The sequence below is a fragment of the Nonlabens xiamenensis genome (assembly GCF_003865345.1).
GTDB lineage: Bacteria > Bacteroidota > Bacteroidia > Flavobacteriales > Flavobacteriaceae > Nonlabens > Nonlabens xiamenensis.
Map to the genome: position 1 here is coordinate 881,247 of NZ_RMVE01000001.1, position 19,619 is coordinate 900,865.

The window sequence follows — 19,619 nt, forward strand, 5'->3', positions numbered from 1 at the left end:
CTTTTATTGTTTGCGGAAGAGATAATCCTTGAAAAGATGATCGCTGTCTTCAAATATTTCTTCTATTTCTAGTGAAGCTTGTTCAGCGAGCCATTCCACGGTAGGATCGTCGTATTTCTGAGAGATCTCTGTATGAATAGTCTCCCATTGTCTGAAATCAATATTCAAATTTAACTTCTCTAATCGCACTTTACAGGCTTTGGTGGCGATAAGGTAACTTTTGGCTGTTCCGGACTCTGGATCATAGGCCTCCCAATGTTCAAAGATTTCGACTGGAAAGTCAGCACCGAATTCCCGATTCAATCGATGTAACAGATTACGGTTGAATTCTTGGGTGACGCCAGTTGGGTCTGCATAGGCAGTTTGTATAGTCAACGGGTCTTTCTTCTGGTCAAATCCCATAAATAACAAATCTGCCGGAGACATGCTCTCCTGAATTTCATGCAAGAATTGAATCGCTGCTTCGTGTTTAAGGTTACCGATATTGGACCCCAAAACCATGATCACCTTTGGTCGGGCATTGTAGCTAGACAGCTCTTTTAGCACCTTAAAATAGGTGCCTTGTTCCGGCTGAATCTCTAGTTCAGGCCATTCTGCTGTCAACCTTTCAGCCAAATCATCTAAAGCGTGTTGGCTGATGTCTATTGGAATATAAGTAAAATTGGTCTGGTGGTTAATTAATTCGCTCAGTAAGACTTTTGTTTTTTTTCCGTCACCAGCACCCAACTCGATCAGATCAAAGCCTTTGTCATTGCCAAATCTTTTGCGTAAGTCTGGGGCGTACCGCTCCATAATATTATACTCGGCATTGGTGAGGTAATATTCAGGGAGCGCCATAATCTGCTGAAATAAAGCATCTCCTTTATCATCATAAATGTATTTTGAACTTAGAAATTTGGGCGAACTCGTTAGTCCTTTACGGACGTGATCTTCAAATTCCTGTTGAAAGGATTCCTGTTTTGTCATAAAGATTGGGCCAATCTCAGGCTAGTGAACTGCCAACGCAGTGGTGGATGGAAAAAATTTCTATAGGTGGGTCTGGTGTGAAGGGATGCCGTGGCTATCGATCCGCCTCTCAGGACTTTTTGATTCACCATGAACTTACCATTATATTCTCCCAAAGCACCTTCTGGTTTTTGATAATTGGGATAGGGTAGGTAGGCACTTTCTGTCCACTCCCATCTCTTGCCATGATTAAAGTTAGATTGGGCCACTTCCCACTCAAATTCAGTAGGTAATCTCATGCCTTTCCATTGTGCGTAGGCAAAAGCCTCATAATAGGAAATATGGGTAACAGCTGCCTCACTATCAACGGGTCGAGTACCACTCAAAAGATATTGCTCCCATTGGCCTTGGCTATTGTGCCAATACATAGGACTATCAATCTTATTCTTTTTTACCCAATCCCAGCCTTCTGTATGCCAAAGCAATACCTTCTCGTAACCACCGTCTTCCATAAAATCTAACCACTCACCATTGGTTACCAGCTTTTTGGAAATCTCGTAAGCTTCCAGAAAGACCCGATGTTTAGGCTTTTCATTGTCGTAACAAAATTTGTCACCTCCATAGCCGACTTCATAAATTCCTTCTGGGATGGATATCATGGAAGCCGGTGTTGGTTCAAAGTATTCTTCATCCCCGGTCTTACCGTACATCGGCAACAATGGATTATGTCCCAGAATATATTTAATATCAGTAAGCAATAATTCCTGATGTTGCTTTTCGTGATGGATACCTATTTCCAATACAGGTAACCAATCCTCAGAAAAATGATTGCGTATCAAATCGGCCATGTGTTCAGTTACATGGCTGCGGTAGGCATAAATTTCTTCTACGCTGGGTCGGGAAAGGTTTCCCCTATCGGTGCGCACCACACGTTTGCCGACACTTTCGTAATAACTATTGAATACGTAGGCATATTGATCATGATATCTGGTGTATCCAGGTAGGTAAGGATCCAAAAGAAATTCTTCAAAAAACCAGGTGGTATGACCTAGGTGCCATTTGGGAGGCGACACATCTACAATAGGTTGCACCACATAATCCTCTGTTTGGAGAGGTCGACAAATCAATTCGGTCTGGGCTCTGGTATCAGAAAAAAAGCTTAGAAAGGATGCCTGGGTTGCCATGTATTTCAAAAGTAGGATGTTTTTAGGTTTTCCGCTTTCGCGAAAGCGTTAACCTCTCGTTAAAGCCTATCTACTTGATGAATATGTGCATTAATCAATGGAATATTTTTCCTCGATGAATATTTTTTAGCGGGATAAATACATTTCAATGATCCATTTCTTATTCCCACCCATCTGAATAGTCGCGGTTTTCCAAAATCCTATTTTCCCTGGGATCTCGATGTCTGGTCAGGTAGCGAACGAGAAAAATGACAAGGGTGGTAAAAATAGCCAGCCCTAAAATTACTGCCCCTATTACAATCAGCCGAACCGTTCCCCTTAATTCCTTTTCTGCTTTTAGCTGCTCTCTTCTCTTCTGAATGGCCTGATGACGTCGGTCCCTATCTGATATGATTTCATTTTTTCGGGTGACTTGTTGGGCAAGTTGGGCCGCAGTCAAGGGACGGTGGATGACTGTTTTTGGTTTGCCCAAAAGATTATTGGACAATGGCATGATTGTGTAATGAGCATTGGCCGGTCCAATAATGAAGTCTTTGCGTTGTATTTGACGATAAAATAATTCGCTGACACTAGAATCTCTGATCTCCACCAAAAATTTCTTGATAGATTTGTGTGCCACCCAGCTTACCTTGACCTGATTGGGTTGGTCAGTATCTTCTGCCCGCAATCTTTTCACGTAAAAACGATCTGACATTGGAAAACTGATGGTATCTACCTCACGATATCCAGCGTAAGGATCCTGCGCAGTCGCTTGAGCTTGGATTGCACTCATTAAAAAAAGCACAATGACTATGGCCTTGTTCATATTGACTGACTTAGACCGCCACAACGCCTTTGATGGCCGGATGCGGATCATAATTTTCCAGCTTAAAGTCTTCGTAGGTAAAATCAAAGATATTTTTGACGGATGGGTTCAGTTGCATGGTAGGCAATGGCCTGGGCGCTCTGGTTAATTGTAATTCCACCTGTTCCCTTAAATTATTGTAAATGTGAACATCCCCAAAACTGTGAATGAAGTCACCGTATTCATAACCACAAACCTGGGCCATCATCATGGTTAACAAGGCATAACTTGCAATGTTAAATGGCACACCCAAAAATACATCAGCACTGCGTTGGTATAGTTGACAGCTCAGTTTGCCATTGGCCACGTAAAATTGAAAAAAGGCATGACAAGGGGGCAAGGCAGCTTTGCCGTTAGATACATTCTCGGCAAAACTTTTGCTAGTGTCTGGCATAACACTTGGATTCCACGCAGTGACCATCATTCTTCTACTGTCTGGATTGGTTTTTAAGGTATGTATCACTTCTTTAATCTGGTCGATTCCCTCGCTGTTCCAGTTTCGCCATTGGTGTCCATAAACAGGACCTAGGTCTCCGTTTTCATCGGCCCATTCATTCCAAATGCGTACGTTGTTATCTTTTAAATATTTGATATTGGTATCACCAGACAACAACCATAATAATTCGTATATAATGGATTTTAGATGTACTTTTTTAGTGGTCACCAACGGAAAACCTTCACTGAGGTCAAATCTCATCTGATGTCCAAATAGGCTACGAGTTCCAGTTCCTGTGCGGTCTCCTTTATCCACACCTTCATCCAAAATAAGTTGTAGTAAATCTTGGTATTGCTTCATAATCATACGGATTGATCCTTGCTAGTTGTCCCAGCTTTCACAAAATACTCGAAAATTTAGATCAGATAAAAGTCAGGGTGCAAGAAGATATACTCAGTTATTAACCGGTAGGTTTACTTAGCTTATCCTGAACAAATGTTTTGGCCCAAAGTACTGCACTTTCCATATTGTTGAAATATCCAAATGAACCGTTGTACAGGGATTGTTCTGTAGTGGCCTGGATACGTTGAATGGATGAGTTTCCAACGATCGCAATCCCAATCATTTGCTTGGGGTTGATCAGCTTATAAACTTTAGGATCTACGCTATGTCCGAATTCACGGTTGGAAATATAAACCACTTTATTTTTGCCATAGTGGGATCGTATATCTGACAAAAGCTGTGTGGCAAGGGTAGTAGTTACCAATGAATCTTCGTCCAGCTTGCCGATCACATAATGGTCATAACAGAACAACTGGCCGAAATCATAATTAAATTTCTTATGGTAACCTTGTGGAATCATAAATGTGCCGGTGAATAGCTGGTTTTAAAAACAAAGATACAATATTTGGATTAACAAAACATTAAGAAACCTAAGTTTCATCAATATTTTTGATCAACCGAACAACATCCCTGCGATGGTAGCTGTAAGCAAGGCTGCGCAGGTACCTCCGATAAGTGCCTTAATACCAAATTTTGCCAATACCTTACGTTGTGAAGGAGCCAGCACACCAATACCGCCAATTTGAATACCTATGGAGGCAAAATTGGCAAAACCACACAGGGCATAGGTAGAAATGACAATGGATCGATAATTAGTCAATACACCTGTGTTTTTAAGCGTACTTAATGAACCATAGGCAAAAAACTCATTCAATATTGTTTTTTCCCCTAATAATTGCCCTACGCTCACGATGTCTTCAGAAGGAACGCCGATTAGCCAGGCCACAGGAGAAAACAAATTACCCATGATATATTGCATGGAAAAACTATCGTAGCGACCATCGGTAGAGTCAGCAATCCAACCATTTAGTCCGGTGGGTGCGCCAATCAGATCTCCCAGACCCCAATTGACTACTGCCATAATAGCCGTGAACACGAGAAGCATGGCTCCCACATTGACAGCAAGTTTAAGACCATCTGTAGTACCAGTAGAGATGGCATCCAATACATTGGAACCAATTTTATCTTTGGAGATATTCAATTTACGGTCAATTTTTTCAGGCGCGTCTTCTGGGAACAACATTTTGGCGATCAATATGGCTGCAGGCGCGCTCATAATGGATGCCGTGAGCAGGTGCTTGGTGAATATGACTTTTTCAGCATCGCTGTCTCCACCTAAAAATGCAATAAAGGCCGCGAGTACACCACCCGCAATGGTGGCCATTCCCCCGACCATGAGGCATAGAATTTCAGACTTGGTCATTTTTTCTAAGTAGGGTTTAACTACCAAAGGCGCCTCAGTTTGACCGATAAAAATATTGGCAGCAGCTGCCAGTGATTCTGCTCCACTCAATCGCATGGTTTTACTCATCACCCAAGCAAAGGCATAAACGATCTTTTGCAGAATCCCTAGATAATAAAGTAATGAAGTAAAGGCCGAAAAGAATACAATCGTAGGCAAGACTTTAAAGGCAAAAATGTATCCCATGCTGGCTGAAGGATCGATCAATTTTCCAAATACAAAATCTGCTCCTGCTTCTGCGGTATTTAAAAAGTTCACTACACCTTTGGAAACGGCATCAAATCCAGCTGCGACCCAATCCACCTCCAATACTAATACCGCAAATACAATTTGTAGGAACAATCCAGTCCCAACAAGTTTCCAGTCGATCTTTCGTCTATTGGCGCTCAAGAGAAAGCATACACCCAAAATAAAGACTATACCGATCACCCCACGATAAAAACTCTCAAAGGTAAAGCCCAATCCATTGGAAGGATCGATGGCAAAACTAGCTTTGCTATCTACAGGATCCACAGCAGTCGTTTCCAGCGGCGCTGTTTTACTTTCAAATGCATAGCGGTACTGACTGTTTTCAATGACCAATCCATCATTGGTCAAGGATTGTACGTCAAAAATACTGGTCACAGCCTTGGGTTGATAATAATGTAAGTTAAGCTGATTATTGGCTAAGGAGTAATTTCCGCTAGCCACAGTTCCATCAGCCTTGAAGGATTCAAAGTTTCCATTGAAAAACCTAAGGGAATCCACTTTGAAATCTGTACTATCGACAGCTGTGAATTGTTGACTATTGATCCAGGTACCTTCAATAGAAACCATGGATTCCTGAGCGACTCCGGTGCTGATAAAAAAGATAAACAACAATAGACTGCAGAGTCGGTGTAATGGATTTGTCATAAAAAACGAAGTGAGATTAACGCTTGGAGATCTCGTCTCTGATTTGGGCGGCTAGCTCATAATTTTCATTAGAAACAGCTTCGGCCAGCATGTTATTCAATTCCTTAAGACTATAACGGCTATAGTCTTCTCCTTCTGAACTGGCAGTGCTGATTAGCTCCTCGATCATTTCCTCATCATCGAGTTCAGTCATCTCCAATTCCTTGTCTGGTTTAATGTGCTGTTGGATTCCGGCTTCTTCCAGTATGTTTTCATAGGTAAATACCGGCGCTTTAAACCTAACGGCCAACGCGATAGCATCACTTGTACGGGCATCGATAATTTCTTCAATCCTGTCCCGTTCACAGATCAGGCTGCTGTAAAATACACCATCCACCAATTTATGGATGATCACCTGCTTGACCACAATGGAAAATCGCTCGGCAAAACTCTTAAATAAATCATGGGTAAGTGGTCGCGGCGGACTTAATTCTTTTTCCAGTGCGATGGCAATACTCTGTGCCTCAAAAGCACCAATCACGATGGGCAACTGCCTTGAACCGTCCACTTCCTTTAAAACTAGAGCATAGGCCCCATTTTGGGTTTGACTGTAAGAGATGCCTCTAATGTTTAATCGCTTTAGGCTCATGTGGCTTTGTGAACTGATATAATGAAAAAGCTGTGCAAAAATGAGATTTTTCTCGTATTGCACAGCCTTAAATCTAAGAAATTCTAAACGAATTATTTTTTTTCCTAGGCATTTGCCGCTTTAAAGGCCTTCAGTTTCTCAATCAAAACAGGGACTACTTCAAAGGCATCGCCTACTACACCATAGTCTGCCGCCTTAAAGAAAGGAGCTTCTGCATCTGTGTTGATGACAACTTTAACTTTGGAAGCGTTGATACCAGCCAGGTGCTGAATGGCTCCTGAAATACCAATAGCAATATATAAATTGGAAGCTACTGGTTTACCAGTTTGTCCAACGTGCTCGCTGTGTGGTCTCCATCCCATATCACTTACAGGCTTGGAACAAGCGGTGGCCGCACCTAATACATCAGCTAATTCTTCAATCATGCCCCAGTTCTCTGGTCCTTTTAGACCACGTCCAGCACTCACCACAATCTCTGCATCGGCAATAGTGACCTTATCTGTAGCCTTATCTACAGACTGTACTTCTACCATGAAGTCACCGTCAGATAGAGATGGAGTGAATTCCTTAACTGTACAATCGGTAGGGTTTTCTTTTAGTCCATAGGCGTTTTTACTGAGGCCAACCAATTTTACATCCGTGTTGATAGAGCTGTTGGCAAAGGCTTTGTTGGTAAATACCGTGCGTTTCACTGTAAAAGGCTCGGTAGAAGATGGCAATTCAGTTACGTTGGAAACATATCCAGCTTCTAAATGGACACTCAGCAGTGAGCCCAAATATTTAGCATCTGCACTAGAACTGATCACCACTACCTTAGCGCCAACTTCCTTAGCGGTTTGGGCGATGGCTTTTGCATAAGCTGCAGCTTTGAATTGTGACAATTGATCGTCTTTGATATTGTGCAGACTGCTTACCCCATAGGTCCCTAGCTCTCCGGCATCATTGGCATTAAAAGCAACCGCTGCCACATCGGTGCCCATCATGTCGGCAATTCCTTTGGCATAACTAGCCACTTCATAGGCAGTCTTTTTAAAAGACCCATTTTCTGATTCTGTATATACGAGTACTGACATATTCTATTTTTTTGTTGCGATTTGTTTGGAAATCGCGTTCCTATTTTAAGTAGGCTCAGCTGGTCAAACGACTTTTTGTGAAAACGCTTTCGCGAAAGCGGAACCTCTAATAATTAAACTGTAATGGTTGTCATGAAAGCATTTAGTCCACTTATATGGCTTTTGCTTCATTGTGCAATAAATCAATTAATTTGTCCAAGTTATCCGGCTCTACCAAGGTGACTTGGCCTTTTGGTGCTGGCTTTTCAAAGCTTACGGTCGCTGTTTCAGCTGAGGCGTCTACCGCCGGAATGACATTCAGCGGTTTTTTTCTGGCCATCATGATACCGCGCATATTAGGTATTCTTAAATCACTTTCCTCAACCAAACCTTTTTGACCACCAATGACTAATGGAAGGCTAGTGGTAACAGTTTCTTTTCCACCATCAATTTCACGGATCGCCGTCGCTTTATCGCCATCAATTTCCAAAGAAATACAAGTGTTGACAAAACTGGCATCTGTCATGGCAGCTACCATTCCTGGAACCATTCCGCCATTATAATCAATAGATTCACGACCAGCAATCACTAGGTCATAACCACCATCTTTAACTACCGCACTGATTTGCTGAGCTACAGCATATCCATCTGTTGCTGGAGTGTCTACTCTAATGGCTGTGTCTGCACCTATAGCCAAGGCTTTACGCAAAGTAGGTTCTACATCAGCGCCTCCTACGGTCACTACATCTACACTAGCACCTTGCTTTTCTTTGAACCACATGGCTCTGGTCAAACCAAATTCGTCGTTAGGATTAATGACAAATTGTACACCATTGGTATCAAATTGGGTATCGTTATCGGTAAAGTTGATTTTTGAAGTGGTATCTGGCACGTGGCTGATACATACTAATATCTTCATGTTTTATAGGCTTTAATGATGTTTTTCAATCGATTGCGAAATTAAGGAAAAAAGCACTAATAAACTATGCATGCATAATAAAAAAATCTTCAAATTTTGTTTAAGCCCTGAAAATCAATGGCTAGCAAAACCGGTTTCAAAAGGTTAAAATAAGCCCAATAGAATAGTAGGTTGTCTCAACTGTAATGATTGGTCCTTAAAATTGTACGTTTTTTACCTAAATTTCTTAGTATGCTTGCTTGCTGTAGGTTATTTTTGTTTCCTTGAAATTGAGATAATATCATTTCCATATGAAGACAATCCAGTTCCGCGAGGCGATCGCCGAAGCGATGAGTGAAGAGATGAGACGAGATGAGTCCGTCTATTTGATGGGAGAAGAAGTTGCAGAATACAACGGTGCCTACAAAGCCTCCAAAGGTATGTTGGACGAATTTGGTGCCAAAAGAGTGATTGATACACCTATTTCAGAATTAGGTTTTGCGGGTATCGCTATCGGTTCGACCATGACAGGAAACCGACCTATCGTTGAATATATGACCTTCAACTTCTCGTTGGTTGGGATTGATCAAATCATCAACAACGCTGCGAAAATCCGCCAGATGTCTGGGGGTCAATTTAAATGTCCGATCGTTTTTCGTGGTCCAACTGCCAGTGCTGGACAGCTGGCCGCTACCCATTCGCAGGCTTTTGAAAATTGGTTTGCCAACACTCCTGGTTTAAAGGTGATTGTACCTTCTAATCCTTATGACGCTAAGGGTTTATTGAAAGCTGCGATTCGCGATGATGATCCAGTCATCTTTATGGAGTCTGAGCAAATGTACGGTGACAAAGGTGAGGTGCCAGAGGATGAATACGTACTGCCTATTGGCGTGGCTGAGCTCAAAAGAGAAGGGACGGATGTGACCATTATCTCTTTCGGAAAGATCATTAAAGAAGCCTATAAAGCTGCTGAAGAACTGGAAAAAGACGGTATTTCATGCGAAATTATCGATTTGAGAACTGTACGTCCATATGATAAAGAAGCGATATTAGAAAGTGTAAAGAAAACCAACCGATTGGTGATTCTTGAAGAGGCATGGCCTTTTGGTAACGTTTCCACTGAAATCAGCCATATGGTACAAGCGGAAGCTTTTGATTATCTGGATGCTCCTATTTATAAAATCAATACCCAGGATACACCAGCACCTTATTCGCCCGTTTTACTGGCCGAATGGCTGCCTAATCATGAAGACGTGATCGAAGGGGTTAAGAAAGTAATGTACCGCAATTAAGCAAAACTAGTTGTTCTGTTGCAGTGGATGGAGGCTCCCTATAAAAAGCCCATCAGCTAGAATTTTGTCAGTCTGAGCTTGTCGAAGTCGTTCTGATAATCGGAAACGTAAAAATTTTTACGAGACTCAGTTTGACAGGAGAAAGTTACGCTAAGAGGCGCCCTCTCTATTTGTTGATAAGATAGCCGTTCATCACGCCAGAGTTTCTCATGTGAACGATTTGTCCTTCATCTGCAAATAAAGGCATAGCTGAAGGTCTGGCGCTGGATCCATCAGCGTTATTTGTACCTAAAAAAGCGACGGGCATTCCGTCAATCGTTATTTCGTTGATGGGATTATTGGTTGGTTGATTTGAATTTAAATACACAAATATCTTACCTGCAGGAACCATATAGGACATAGTTGCATAGATCGGATCAACCGTGGCGTCAGCAATAAATCCATTGATCACACAATTTCCACCAATAAAGTCATTTTGCCTACAGATCAGCGGATTCTGAAAACTTGGATACGCATAGGAAGCTCTGGTGTTGCTTACCAATACAAAAGGCAAGGATTGAGTGGAGTCAAAAACATTTAATGTGACTTGTGCACTACCGCTATTAGTCAAAGTTGAAGTGATATAAAGGTTTTTACCCGCAGGAATGGTATAATTACCTAAGGATAAATCTGCGGTGATGGGTTCGATACCTTTCATCCCATCTGGAAATTTTGGATGGGTCAATCGATCAAATTCGTTGCCATCCCCATCCAATAATTTTTTCCATCCACTACCGTCCTCATAATACCAATAACCTTTGCCAGGTGTTCCTGATCCGGTACAATAAATCATTAAGCCATCCTGATCTGCACTGACAAGCGCAGGAAATTCGTCCATTCGCGGTAGTAATATTCCATTGAGTTCGTCAACACTCCCGGCAGCAATATGCAAATTGGCCTTAGGGTCACTGGTATTGATACCTATCTGGCTATGAGCAGTCAATGATAATAAAATAAAGCAGAGTGGTATAAGTAGTGATTTCATTAATCAAAAAATTTATTGTACAGTAAATGGGTAGTAGCGGAAATTTGCTACATTCATCTATTGATGTACTCATCCATAAAAAGGTTAACATCATTTTTTTTGTGGCGGAATGCTTAGGCTTAAGGCAAGTATGTATATATTCGGCCATTTAATCTGTTACATGTACATAATGCATTTTCTCGCTTTCGCGAAAGCGAAATCCTCCCATATATCCATCCTGCTGTTCTGTTTGATCAGCTTTGGATTGCAGGCACAGACAAAGGTAGGAGGCGTGATATACGACGAGTTTGGTGATACGGTACCTTTTGCCAATGTGGTGTTTCCCGGATCTAGTGAAGGGACGATCTCCAATGACGATGGGAGATTTTATCTACAATCCGACCAGACCTTTGAGAACATTGAGGTTTCTTTTGTAGGTTATAAGACACAGTTGGTTCCGCTAGAGGGACGAGTGCAATTGGATTTGGTCATTAAATTGAGCACAGATACGGCAGAGCTAGATGCGGTGGTAGTGTACTCAGGGAAAACCTCTAAGAAAAACAATCCAGCCATTGATATCCTGCGCAAGGTTTGGGCCAATCGCAGAAAAAACGGCCTGTCACAATTCAACCAATACCAGTACGACAAGTATGAAAAACTGGAATTTGACATGAATACCATCGACAGCGCGATGATCAATTCAAAGTTGTTCAAGGGGATGGAATTTATTTTTGACTATGCTGATACCAGTAAAGTCACCGGTAAAACCTACTTACCCATCTTTATTAATGAATCCTTGTCTACGGTTTATGGGGATAATCAATTGAACAAAGAGAAGGAAGATGTCAAGGCCAATAAAAACTCGGGTTTCTCTCAAAACCAAACCATTATTGCTTTTGTCAAGGATTTATACAACGATATTGATGTTTACGATCGCTATTTAAAGTTCTTTGATAAAAGTTTTACCAGTCCGGTAGGGAAGAGTGGTATAGATACTTACAATTATGTACTGAGGGACACGGCCATGGTCGATGGGGTGGAAGCTTATAATATTGTTTATTATCCCAGAAGGAAAAACGAACTCACCTTTAAAGGAGATTTTTGGGTGGCGGCAGACTCTTATGCGATCAAAGAGATCAATATGCAGGCCACTAAGAGCGCCAATATCAACTGGGTCAAAGAAATTTATATCGAGCAGGAATACGATGTACTGAACGATAGTCTTTTCTTAATCACCAGGGATTATTTTTTAAGTGATTTTGCACTCAATAAAAAAGAAAAATCCAAAGGCATATACGGAAAACGAACCACCTTATTTGATGATTATCGTTTTGATGAGCAAAAGCCAGAAGATTTTTACAGACGCCGGGTCAATGACTATGATCCCGAAATATACAACAGGGATGAAGCCTATTGGGATGAGCATCGCTTGGAAAAACTGAACAAGGACGAGAAGCAGGTCTATACGATGCTGGACACACTCAAGGAAAACAAAAAATTCAAGCGACTTTATAATTTAGGGACTATCCTGGCATCAGGTTATTATGAGATTGACAATTTTGATATTGGTCCGGTGTTTTCTGTGTTTGGTTTCAATGAGGTAGAGGGACTGCGATTACGAGGAGGTGGGCGTACTTATTTTGGTGCAAATGATCCTTGGCGTTTGGAGGGCTATCTGGCTTACGGATTTAGAGACGATAAAGTTAAATACGGGATTTCTGGAAAATGGTTGTTGGACAAAAAGAGCCGACTTACCCTGTATGGTGGGAATAGGAGAGATGTGGAGCAATTGGCCGCCAGCTTAACCAATACCAATGATGTCTTGGGACGTAGCTTGGCATCCAGTGCATTGATTACTGCAGGAAACAACGGCAGGCTTTCCTCCATCAATCTATCCACTTTTGGGCTGAGTTTTGAACCATTATACAATCTGGAGTTCCGTATAGGTGCAAGTCACCGTACAATTAAGACTGCCAATCCAGGTGTGTTTAGTTTAGATTATAGAATTCCTGGGACGAGTATTGTAACTGGAGAGGTGTCCCAAACCGATGTATCCCTAACTACCACTTATACCCCAGGTCGCAAAACGTCCAATTATGGCGTAGACCGTACGATCATCAATGATGGGGACTATCCAATTCTATATGTCAACTACACCCGCGGTATTGAAGATTTTTTGGATAGTGATTTCAATTATAATCGGGCCCAATTTTATTATTCCCATCCATTTCAGATTGGGGCTTTCGGTCAGCTTACCGCTAGAGTAGAGGCAGGTAAAACATTTGGACAAGTGCCCCTGGCTTTATTGGATGTGATTCCAGGAAATCAGACTTACTTCAACTTGGCTGGAGCTTTTAACACCATGAATTTTTACGAGTTCGTTACCGATCAATATACCACCCTTCACCTCAATCATAATTTTAACGGTAGATTATTCTCTAGAGTTCCTTGGTTAAGAGATCTCAATCTTAGGGAGCTGGTAGGGCTGCGTGCAGTATATGGAACCATCAGTGATGAAAATATTGCGATCAACCGCAGTAATCTAGAATACCGGGCGCCAGAAGATATTTACTGGGAATACAGTGCCGGTATTGGCAATATCTTTAAGATCCTACGCATAGACGTAAGTTTCAGGGGAAGTTACAACTACCTGCCTGACGCCAGAAGTATTGCGGTTACTGGTAGTTTTGGGTTTAGTTTCTAAGACTACGCAACAGATTTTTCACTGTAGAGGGCTTACTTAATGATATTTTTTTACAGCTTTCCGTACCATGTTTCTGGTTCGAGAGTTGTTACAATTAATGAAAATAGGCTTAGACTTAATAGGTAAGTCGGCTGATCATTGTTGTATTGCTTATTTGTGCTGGATCTAGGTCAAATTGGATGATCTCCTCTGGGCCAATCGCAAAAAGCTGATGGCCTCTTACAATCACATCATAAGTATCGGCTGTAATTTGGTACACTACATGGATAGACCTTGGGTTAGTTATATCCAAAAACCGGATCTTATCTAAATCCGATAAAATTAAATAATCCTGATAGATGCCCATACCAATCGGCCGTTCAAAAGGCATGGTTCCCAGAAGAACAGGATGAGTAAGGTCGGAAGTTTCATAGACCTCTAATTGATTCAGTTGGCCCTGACAGGTGGCGTTGGTGTGGAGACTGACAAAGGTGTAATTGTAATTACTGACGACCGGGTCACAGGAACGCAGGTGATTGGCTTCTGACAGCAGTTGCGGACTGGTCGGATCGTCTAGCCCATAAATATACATACCCAGCTGGCTGCCTAAAAACAATGTGTTTTCAAACGAGTAAATGGTTTCAATACCAAAACCTATATATTGGCTATTCACTTTTACAGGTGCTTCAGCTTGATGAATGTCAAAAACGTGAAGGCTTTCCTCGTCCACGGTATAGAGATAGTCTTCTACAATGATGAATCTGGCTAAAGAACCACCCTGTCCAGTACCCTGATCGTTGAATGTAGTGCTGTCAGAATCGGCACTGCAGGAAATCGCCAGTGTTGCCAAAGCAATGAGAAAAATTATTCTATTCATGGTTTATAGGATTCTGTAATCAATAATAATGTGGTCTTCAGGGATTTCAAAATGATCTGCTGACCATCCGTTTGGGGTCTTAAGTTGTGGAAAAACATCTGGGCTGATATGTACTATTTGTAGATTACCTACGGTAAAATCAGGTCTTATGACTACCAGATCCGTATAATGATGAGCGTAGATCAAATTTCCCTTGATGGATATGTCGGTAATCCCGCCAATAGCGATGAAAAATTTAGGTACAGGTGTATTTCGGTTACTGTTATCATACACATGGATTCCCATGTCTTTTTCAATTACAAATAGAAAATCGTCTTTGATATAAATCTTGCCGGTATTGATGGACGTCTGGTGATCGGTCATTTCTATTTGAGCGTGCAATACAGCCCTGGAGACGCTGATGGGCTCGTAAATACTTGGGGGTTCAGTCAAAATATCATCCTCACCGCCGTAAAATAAACATGAGTTAAGTGCAAAAAAACAGAGGTATAAGAGACGTCTCATCAGTAGTTGGTTTTTGATTGGATGGAAAAAGTGCTTAAAGGTTGCCTAATAAAATTGCCTATTTTATTATTTTCTTACCAAACCCTAGTTTTTTTGTGCATTTGTCCGCCCAGTTACACCCACATTATGGGATCAGGAATCCTCAATCGTTTTCTTAACATTATTTTATTACATTTAGCCTCATTAAAAACCAAATACTTTAAAACATATGGAATCATATATGATTTATCTGCCGCTATTGCTGGCTGTTTTGGGCCTTGTTTACATGGTCGTCAAAAAATCTTGGGTTATGAAACAGAGTGCCGGTGACGGCAGTATGAAGGAGATTTCAGACCATATTTATGAAGGAGCATTGGCGTTCTTGAAAGCTGAATACCGCTTGTTAGCCATATTTGTCGTAATTGTCAGCATCTTATTGGCCATAGTTTCCTTTGTAGTCCCAACGACCCACTGGATGATCGTGATTGCTTTTGTTTTCGGAGCTGTGTTTTCAGCTTATGCAGGTAATATCGGGATGAAAATTGCTACCAAAACCAATGTGCGTACCACTCAGGCGGCACGTACCAGTTTGCCGAATGCCTTGAAAATTTCTTTTGGCGGTGGAACGGTGATGGGATTGGGAGTTGCCGGTCTTGCGGTATTGGGACTAACGGCCTTTTTTATCTTTTTCTATTGGTACTTTATGGGTAGTATTTGGGAGGCTGGAGCCTACAATGGCGCCGAGTTGCAACCTACCGAATTAATGACTGTTGTCTTGGAAACCTTGGCAGGATTTTCCCTAGGAGCAGAGTCTATAGCTCTATTTGCTAGAGTAGGCGGCGGTATCTATACTAAAGCTGCCGATGTTGGAGCAGACCTGGTAGGTAAAGTAGAGGCTGGAATCCCAGAAGACGATCCTCGTAACCCGGCCACCATCGCAGATAATGTTGGTGACAATGTGGGTGATGTAGCAGGTATGGGTGCTGATTTATTCGGTTCCTATGTGGCTACCGTTTTGGCTGCGATGGTACTTGGTAATTATGTGATACGCGATGTGGTCAAGTTCAATGGTGATATGTCAGGTGATGCCAATTATGGATTTATGGATGCTTTTGGTGGTATTGGTCCTATCTTATTACCGATGGCCATTGCTGGGGTAGGTATCATCATCTCAGTGATCGGAACCATGCTGGTGAAGATCAAAAATAATGAAGCCAAGGAAGCTCAGGTAATGGGTGCATTGAATGTAGGTAACTGGACTTCTATTATACTTGTAGCCATCGCTTGTTATGCATTATGTACCTGGATGTTGCCAGAAACCATGGAAATGAAATTCTTTGGTGAAGGATATCTCAGGGTATCTTCCTTGAATGTGTTCTTTGCTACCTTGGTTGGATTGGTAGTGGGCGCTGTAATTTCGTCAGTGACTGAATATTATACTGGATTGGGTAAAAAGCCGATTTTGAAAATCGTTCAACAGTCTTCTACTGGTGCAGGAACCAATATTATTGCCGGTTTGGCGACAGGGATGATCTCTACTTTCCCTTCTGTGTTATTGTTCGCCGGAGCCATTTGGGCTTCTTATGCCTTGGCTGGATTCTACGGTGTTGCCTTGGCAGCAAGTGCTATGATGGCCACCACCGCCATGCAATTGGCTATCGATGCATTCGGACCTATTTCAGACAACGCAGGTGGTATTGCCGAGATGAGTGAGCAAGATCCTATTGTGAGAGAGCGAACTGATATTTTGGATTCCGTAGGAAATACGACTGCGGCTACCGGTAAAGGTTTTGCGATCGCTTCTGCGGCCTTGACCTCACTAGCTTTATTTGCTGCATACGTAACTTTTACGGGAATTGACGGGATCAATATTTTCAAAGCTCCCGTATTAGCCATGCTGTTTGTGGGAGGGATGGTACCTGTTGTATTTAGTGCGCTGGCCATGAATGCGGTAGGTAAAGCTGCTATGCAAATGGTACAGGAAGTGCGGCGTCAATTTAAAGAGATTGCCGGTATCATGGAAGGTACGGGTAAACCAGAATATGATAAATGTGTAGACATATCTACCAAAGCTTCTCTTAAGGAAATGATGCTGCCAGGTCTACTTACCATTGGATTTCCATTGGTGATTGCCTTTTTACCCATGGCTTTTGGTATGAACCACGTATTGATCGCCGAAATGCTGGGTGGTTATATGGCTGGAGTAACCGTAAGTGGTGTTTTATGGGCCATATTCCAAAACAATGCTGGTGGTGCATGGGACAACGCTAAAAAGTCTTTTGAGGCGGGTGTAGAAATCAATGGAAAAATGACTTATAAAGGTTCAGATGCTCATAAAGCTGCCGTAACTGGAGATACTGTCGGAGACCCATTCAAAGATACCTCTGGACCATCCATGAATATTTTGATCAAACTTACCTGCTTGATAGGTCTGGTTGTCGCTCCTATCTTGGGCGGACACACCCTGAGCGATGAAACGGAATTAGGTGCAAATATGTCTTCTGAGGTGAAAGAAGTAGAATATGTTTCCGACAACATAAAAGTTCTCAAAACCCAAGATGAAGATACAGGTTTGGTAACTGCTGAGGTAACCATCACCACCAAAAAAAATGGAGCCAATATCTCCAAAACACAAGTCATTACTGGGACTGACGCTCAGGTAGACGCCAAAATCGAGTCACTCGAAAGGTCTATCGACAACTTTAGATAAGAAGTCTAATTGTTGCTTTCAACGAAAACCCCATTTCAAATCATTGAAATGGGGTTTTTAACTATTATTTACTCAGTGAGCGTCTACAGACCAAATGCTGCTTTCACTTGATCTACATAATCCAACTTTTCCCAAGTGAACAATTCAACTTCGCGTTCGACGCGCCCATTATAAGGCGATTCGAACACCAGAGTCTCCATTCGTGGTGTACGACCCATATGGCCATAGGCCGCTGTATCGCTATAGATCGGATTTCTCAATTTCAACCTGGACTCAATCGCTGCTGGTCGCATGTCAAAAATTTCCGCTACTTTTTTTGAAATTTCGCCATCGGTCATATCTAAGGTAGAAGTGCCATAAGTTTCTACATTGATGGAAGTTGGCTCAACGACTCCAATTGCGTAGGAAACCTGTACCAGCACTTCGCTCGCCAATCCAGCGGCCACCAGATTTTTAGCGACGTGTCTGGAAGCGTAGGCAGCGCTGCGATCTACCTTGGAAGGATCTTTCCCTGAAAAGGCTCCTCCTCCATGAGCTCCTTTACCTCCATAGGTGTCCACAATAATCTTTCGACCGGTAAGTCCAGTATCACCATGAGGCCCGCCAATTACAAATTTACCCGTAGGATTTATATGGTAAGTGATGTCGTCGTTAAACAACTTTTGTGCATATTCTGGTAATTGAGCTATCACTCTCGGTATTAATATCTCCACCAAATCCTTTTTGATCTGGGCCAACATCGCATCATCATCTTCCAAAAATTCGTCATGTTGGGTGGATATAACGATAGCATCTATACGTTGTGGTACATTGTCGTCGCTGTACTCAATCGTGACCTGAGATTTGGCATCGGGCCTGAGGTAGTTGATTTGATCTGCTTCTCTGCGCAAAGCTGCTAGTTCGATCAATATTTTGTGAGAGATATCCAGCGCCAACGGCATATAGTTTTCAGTCTCATTGGTGGCATACCCAAACATCATTCCTTGATCACCAGCGCCTTGGTCTTCCTTGGTTTCACGATCTACACCTTGATTAATATCTTGGGACTGCTCATGGATAAGGGATATGACGCCACAGGAATCTCCAGAGAATTGATAAGCACCTTTGGTATAACCTATTTTGTTGATTACATCCCGGGCAATTTGTGCAGCATCGATATAGGTATTGGATTTTACTTCACCTGCCAATACCACCTGGCCAGTAGTGACCAAGGTTTCACAGGCCACTTTTGACTCAGGATCAAAAGCAAGAAAGTTGTCCAATAAGGCATCGCTGATCTGGTCAGCAACTTTATCCGGGTGTCCTTCACTCACGGATTCTGATGTAAATAAATATGGCATCTTTAAAATGTGCGCTTTCGCGAAAGCGTGAACAGTACAAGCTTCGCAAGATTAATAATCACAAGAAAAAATAGGCTGTCGTCTGATATGCAGTACACTGTTTTAGCGTTTGTGCTCCATTGTCAATGGAACGAGGTCGCAAGCAGCCAAATCTTTCCTCATGCTGAAGGGCAAATGTAATAAACTCATAGGTTTCTCCCCAAGCCTAAGAAAGGATAATTAAAGTAAGCCATCAGATCAATTGATTTCATTACAATGGGCAGGGTATGCATAACCACGAAACACCTCGTAGTAATCTCAAATATGATTCAGTCTTGCTGGGACAGCTACCTCACAACTGATGTTTTTACTGGTGGCATAAGTTCAGCGCATTAAAAGTTGCTTTTTTAAATCCAATTCTCAGGTTGGATCTACCCTTGACTATCATATATAGAATTGGTTCAAATCATTGTAAATGAGATTACTAAACCTAAGTCTTTGCTTTTGGGCAACAGTAGTATTGATTTTGAACCGTTTCAAGGGAATTGTTGCTTTTTAGTTTTGGTA

General features: G+C 42.0%; 16 protein-coding genes. 3 read left to right on the forward strand and 13 right to left on the reverse strand.

All coding sequences use genetic code 11. The annotated features are described in order from the left end of the window. Positions 1-3 precede the first annotated feature (3 nt). The 9 genes from EGM47_RS03850 to EGM47_RS03890 form a co-directional block, all read right to left on the reverse strand. Positions 4-966 (reverse strand): L-histidine N(alpha)-methyltransferase, encoded by a 963-nt coding sequence (locus EGM47_RS03850; RefSeq protein WP_124979425.1) that lies wholly within the window; start codon positions 964-966, stop codon positions 4-6. Next, entirely contained in the window at positions 963-2,129 is a 1,167-nt protein-coding gene (egtB, locus tag EGM47_RS03855) for an ergothioneine biosynthesis protein EgtB (protein WP_124979687.1), read from the reverse strand. The genes EGM47_RS03850 and egtB overlap by 4 nt, the downstream gene beginning before the upstream one ends. A gap of 160 nt (positions 2,130-2,289) precedes the next feature. Then, positions 2,290-2,934 (reverse strand): hypothetical protein, encoded by a 645-nt coding sequence (locus EGM47_RS03860; protein ID WP_124979426.1) that lies wholly within the window; start codon positions 2,932-2,934, stop codon positions 2,290-2,292. Positions 2,935-2,944: 10 nt separating this feature from the next. After that, the gene (locus tag EGM47_RS03865) at positions 2,945-3,769 is read right to left on the reverse strand and encodes a thymidylate synthase (RefSeq protein ID WP_124979427.1); all 825 of its coding nucleotides are present in this window, start codon (positions 3,767-3,769) and stop codon (positions 2,945-2,947) included. A 100-nt stretch (positions 3,770-3,869) separates the two neighbouring features. Next, complete coding sequence (locus EGM47_RS03870; protein WP_124979428.1) at positions 3,870-4,271, reverse strand: SpoIIAA family protein; 402 nt, start codon at positions 4,269-4,271, stop codon at positions 3,870-3,872. Between the two features lie 93 nt (positions 4,272-4,364). Further along, positions 4,365-6,107, reverse strand: a complete 1,743-nt coding sequence (locus EGM47_RS03875; RefSeq protein ID WP_206052102.1) for a NupC/NupG family nucleoside CNT transporter — start codon at positions 6,105-6,107, stop codon at positions 4,365-4,367. A gap of 16 nt (positions 6,108-6,123) precedes the next feature. After that, on the reverse strand, positions 6,124-6,735 hold the full coding sequence (locus EGM47_RS03880) for a bifunctional nuclease family protein (RefSeq protein WP_124979429.1): 612 nt from the start codon (positions 6,733-6,735) through the stop codon (positions 6,124-6,126). A gap of 104 nt (positions 6,736-6,839) precedes the next feature. Continuing rightward, the gene (locus EGM47_RS03885) at positions 6,840-7,808 is read right to left on the reverse strand and encodes an electron transfer flavoprotein subunit alpha/FixB family protein (RefSeq protein WP_124979430.1); all 969 of its coding nucleotides are present in this window, start codon (positions 7,806-7,808) and stop codon (positions 6,840-6,842) included. 151 nt (positions 7,809-7,959) lie between these two features. Next, positions 7,960-8,706, reverse strand: a complete 747-nt coding sequence (locus tag EGM47_RS03890) for an electron transfer flavoprotein subunit beta/FixA family protein (protein ID WP_124979431.1) — start codon at positions 8,704-8,706, stop codon at positions 7,960-7,962. A 290-nt stretch (positions 8,707-8,996) separates the two neighbouring features. Here EGM47_RS03890 and EGM47_RS03895 point away from each other — a divergent pair, with 290 nt between their 5' ends. Further along, positions 8,997-9,977 carry a pyruvate dehydrogenase complex E1 component subunit beta gene (locus EGM47_RS03895; protein WP_124979432.1) on the forward strand — a complete coding sequence of 327 codons (981 nt, stop codon included), beginning with the start codon at positions 8,997-8,999 and terminating at the stop codon, positions 9,975-9,977. Positions 9,978-10,143: 166 nt separating this feature from the next. Here EGM47_RS03895 and EGM47_RS03900 read toward each other — a convergent pair whose 3' ends face one another. Continuing rightward, positions 10,144-11,001, reverse strand: a complete 858-nt coding sequence (locus EGM47_RS03900) for a hypothetical protein (protein ID WP_124979433.1) — start codon at positions 10,999-11,001, stop codon at positions 10,144-10,146. Between the two features lie 160 nt (positions 11,002-11,161). On the opposite strand from EGM47_RS03900, the gene EGM47_RS03905 reads away from it, so the two are divergent. After that, positions 11,162-13,684 carry a DUF5686 and carboxypeptidase-like regulatory domain-containing protein gene (locus EGM47_RS03905; protein WP_240642172.1) on the forward strand — a complete coding sequence of 841 codons (2,523 nt, stop codon included), beginning with the start codon at positions 11,162-11,164 and terminating at the stop codon, positions 13,682-13,684. A 115-nt stretch (positions 13,685-13,799) separates the two neighbouring features. Here EGM47_RS03905 and EGM47_RS03910 read toward each other — a convergent pair whose 3' ends face one another. Next, a complete protein-coding gene (locus EGM47_RS03910) occupies positions 13,800-14,540 on the reverse strand; it encodes an LVIVD repeat-containing protein (RefSeq protein ID WP_124979434.1) in 741 nt (246 codons plus the stop codon). Positions 14,541-14,543: 3 nt separating this feature from the next. Beyond that, complete coding sequence (locus tag EGM47_RS03915; RefSeq protein ID WP_124979435.1) at positions 14,544-15,044, reverse strand: LVIVD repeat-containing protein; 501 nt, start codon at positions 15,042-15,044, stop codon at positions 14,544-14,546. Positions 15,045-15,252: 208 nt separating this feature from the next. Between EGM47_RS03915 and EGM47_RS03920 the strand changes: the two genes are divergently transcribed. Continuing rightward, a complete protein-coding gene (locus tag EGM47_RS03920) occupies positions 15,253-17,733 on the forward strand; it encodes a sodium-translocating pyrophosphatase (protein WP_124979436.1) in 2,481 nt (826 codons plus the stop codon). Positions 17,734-17,816: 83 nt separating this feature from the next. Here EGM47_RS03920 and metK read toward each other — a convergent pair whose 3' ends face one another. Continuing rightward, on the reverse strand, positions 17,817-19,073 hold the full coding sequence (gene metK / locus EGM47_RS03925; RefSeq protein WP_124979437.1) for a methionine adenosyltransferase: 1,257 nt from the start codon (positions 19,071-19,073) through the stop codon (positions 17,817-17,819). Positions 19,074-19,619: the final 546 nt, after the last annotated feature.

Bases quoted from the DNA above. Each gene is read 5' to 3' on its own strand.
- EGM47_RS03860 (WP_124979426.1), bottom strand. From the start codon at position 2,934: ATGAACAAGGCCATAGTCATTGTGCTTTTTTTAATGAGTGCAATCCAA.
- EGM47_RS03875 (WP_206052102.1), bottom strand. From the start codon at position 6,107: ATGACAAATCCATTACACCGACTCTGCAGTCTATTGTTGTTTATCTTT.
- EGM47_RS03920 (WP_124979436.1), top strand. From the start codon at position 15,253: ATGGAATCATATATGATTTATCTGCCGCTATTGCTGGCTGTTTTGGGC.
- EGM47_RS03900 (WP_124979433.1), bottom strand. From the start codon at position 11,001: ATGAAATCACTACTTATACCACTCTGCTTTATTTTATTATCATTGACT.
- egtB (WP_124979687.1), bottom strand. From the start codon at position 2,129: ATGGCAACCCAGGCATCCTTTCTAAGCTTTTTTTCTGATACCAGAGCC.
- EGM47_RS03865 (WP_124979427.1), bottom strand. From the start codon at position 3,769: ATGAAGCAATACCAAGATTTACTACAACTTATTTTGGATGAAGGTGTG.
- EGM47_RS03910 (WP_124979434.1), bottom strand. From the start codon at position 14,540: ATGAATAGAATAATTTTTCTCATTGCTTTGGCAACACTGGCGATTTCC.
- EGM47_RS03880 (WP_124979429.1), bottom strand. From the start codon at position 6,735: ATGAGCCTAAAGCGATTAAACATTAGAGGCATCTCTTACAGTCAAACC.
- EGM47_RS03850 (WP_124979425.1), bottom strand. From the start codon at position 966: ATGACAAAACAGGAATCCTTTCAACAGGAATTTGAAGATCACGTCCGT.
- EGM47_RS03870 (WP_124979428.1), bottom strand. From the start codon at position 4,271: ATGATTCCACAAGGTTACCATAAGAAATTTAATTATGATTTCGGCCAG.
- metK (WP_124979437.1), bottom strand. From the start codon at position 19,073: ATGCCATATTTATTTACATCAGAATCCGTGAGTGAAGGACACCCGGAT.
- EGM47_RS03905 (WP_240642172.1), top strand. From the start codon at position 11,162: ATGTACATAATGCATTTTCTCGCTTTCGCGAAAGCGAAATCCTCCCAT.
- EGM47_RS03890 (WP_124979431.1), bottom strand. From the start codon at position 8,706: ATGAAGATATTAGTATGTATCAGCCACGTGCCAGATACCACTTCAAAA.
- EGM47_RS03915 (WP_124979435.1), bottom strand. From the start codon at position 15,044: ATGAGACGTCTCTTATACCTCTGTTTTTTTGCACTTAACTCATGTTTA.
- EGM47_RS03885 (WP_124979430.1), bottom strand. From the start codon at position 7,808: ATGTCAGTACTCGTATATACAGAATCAGAAAATGGGTCTTTTAAAAAG.
- EGM47_RS03895 (WP_124979432.1), top strand. From the start codon at position 8,997: ATGAAGACAATCCAGTTCCGCGAGGCGATCGCCGAAGCGATGAGTGAA.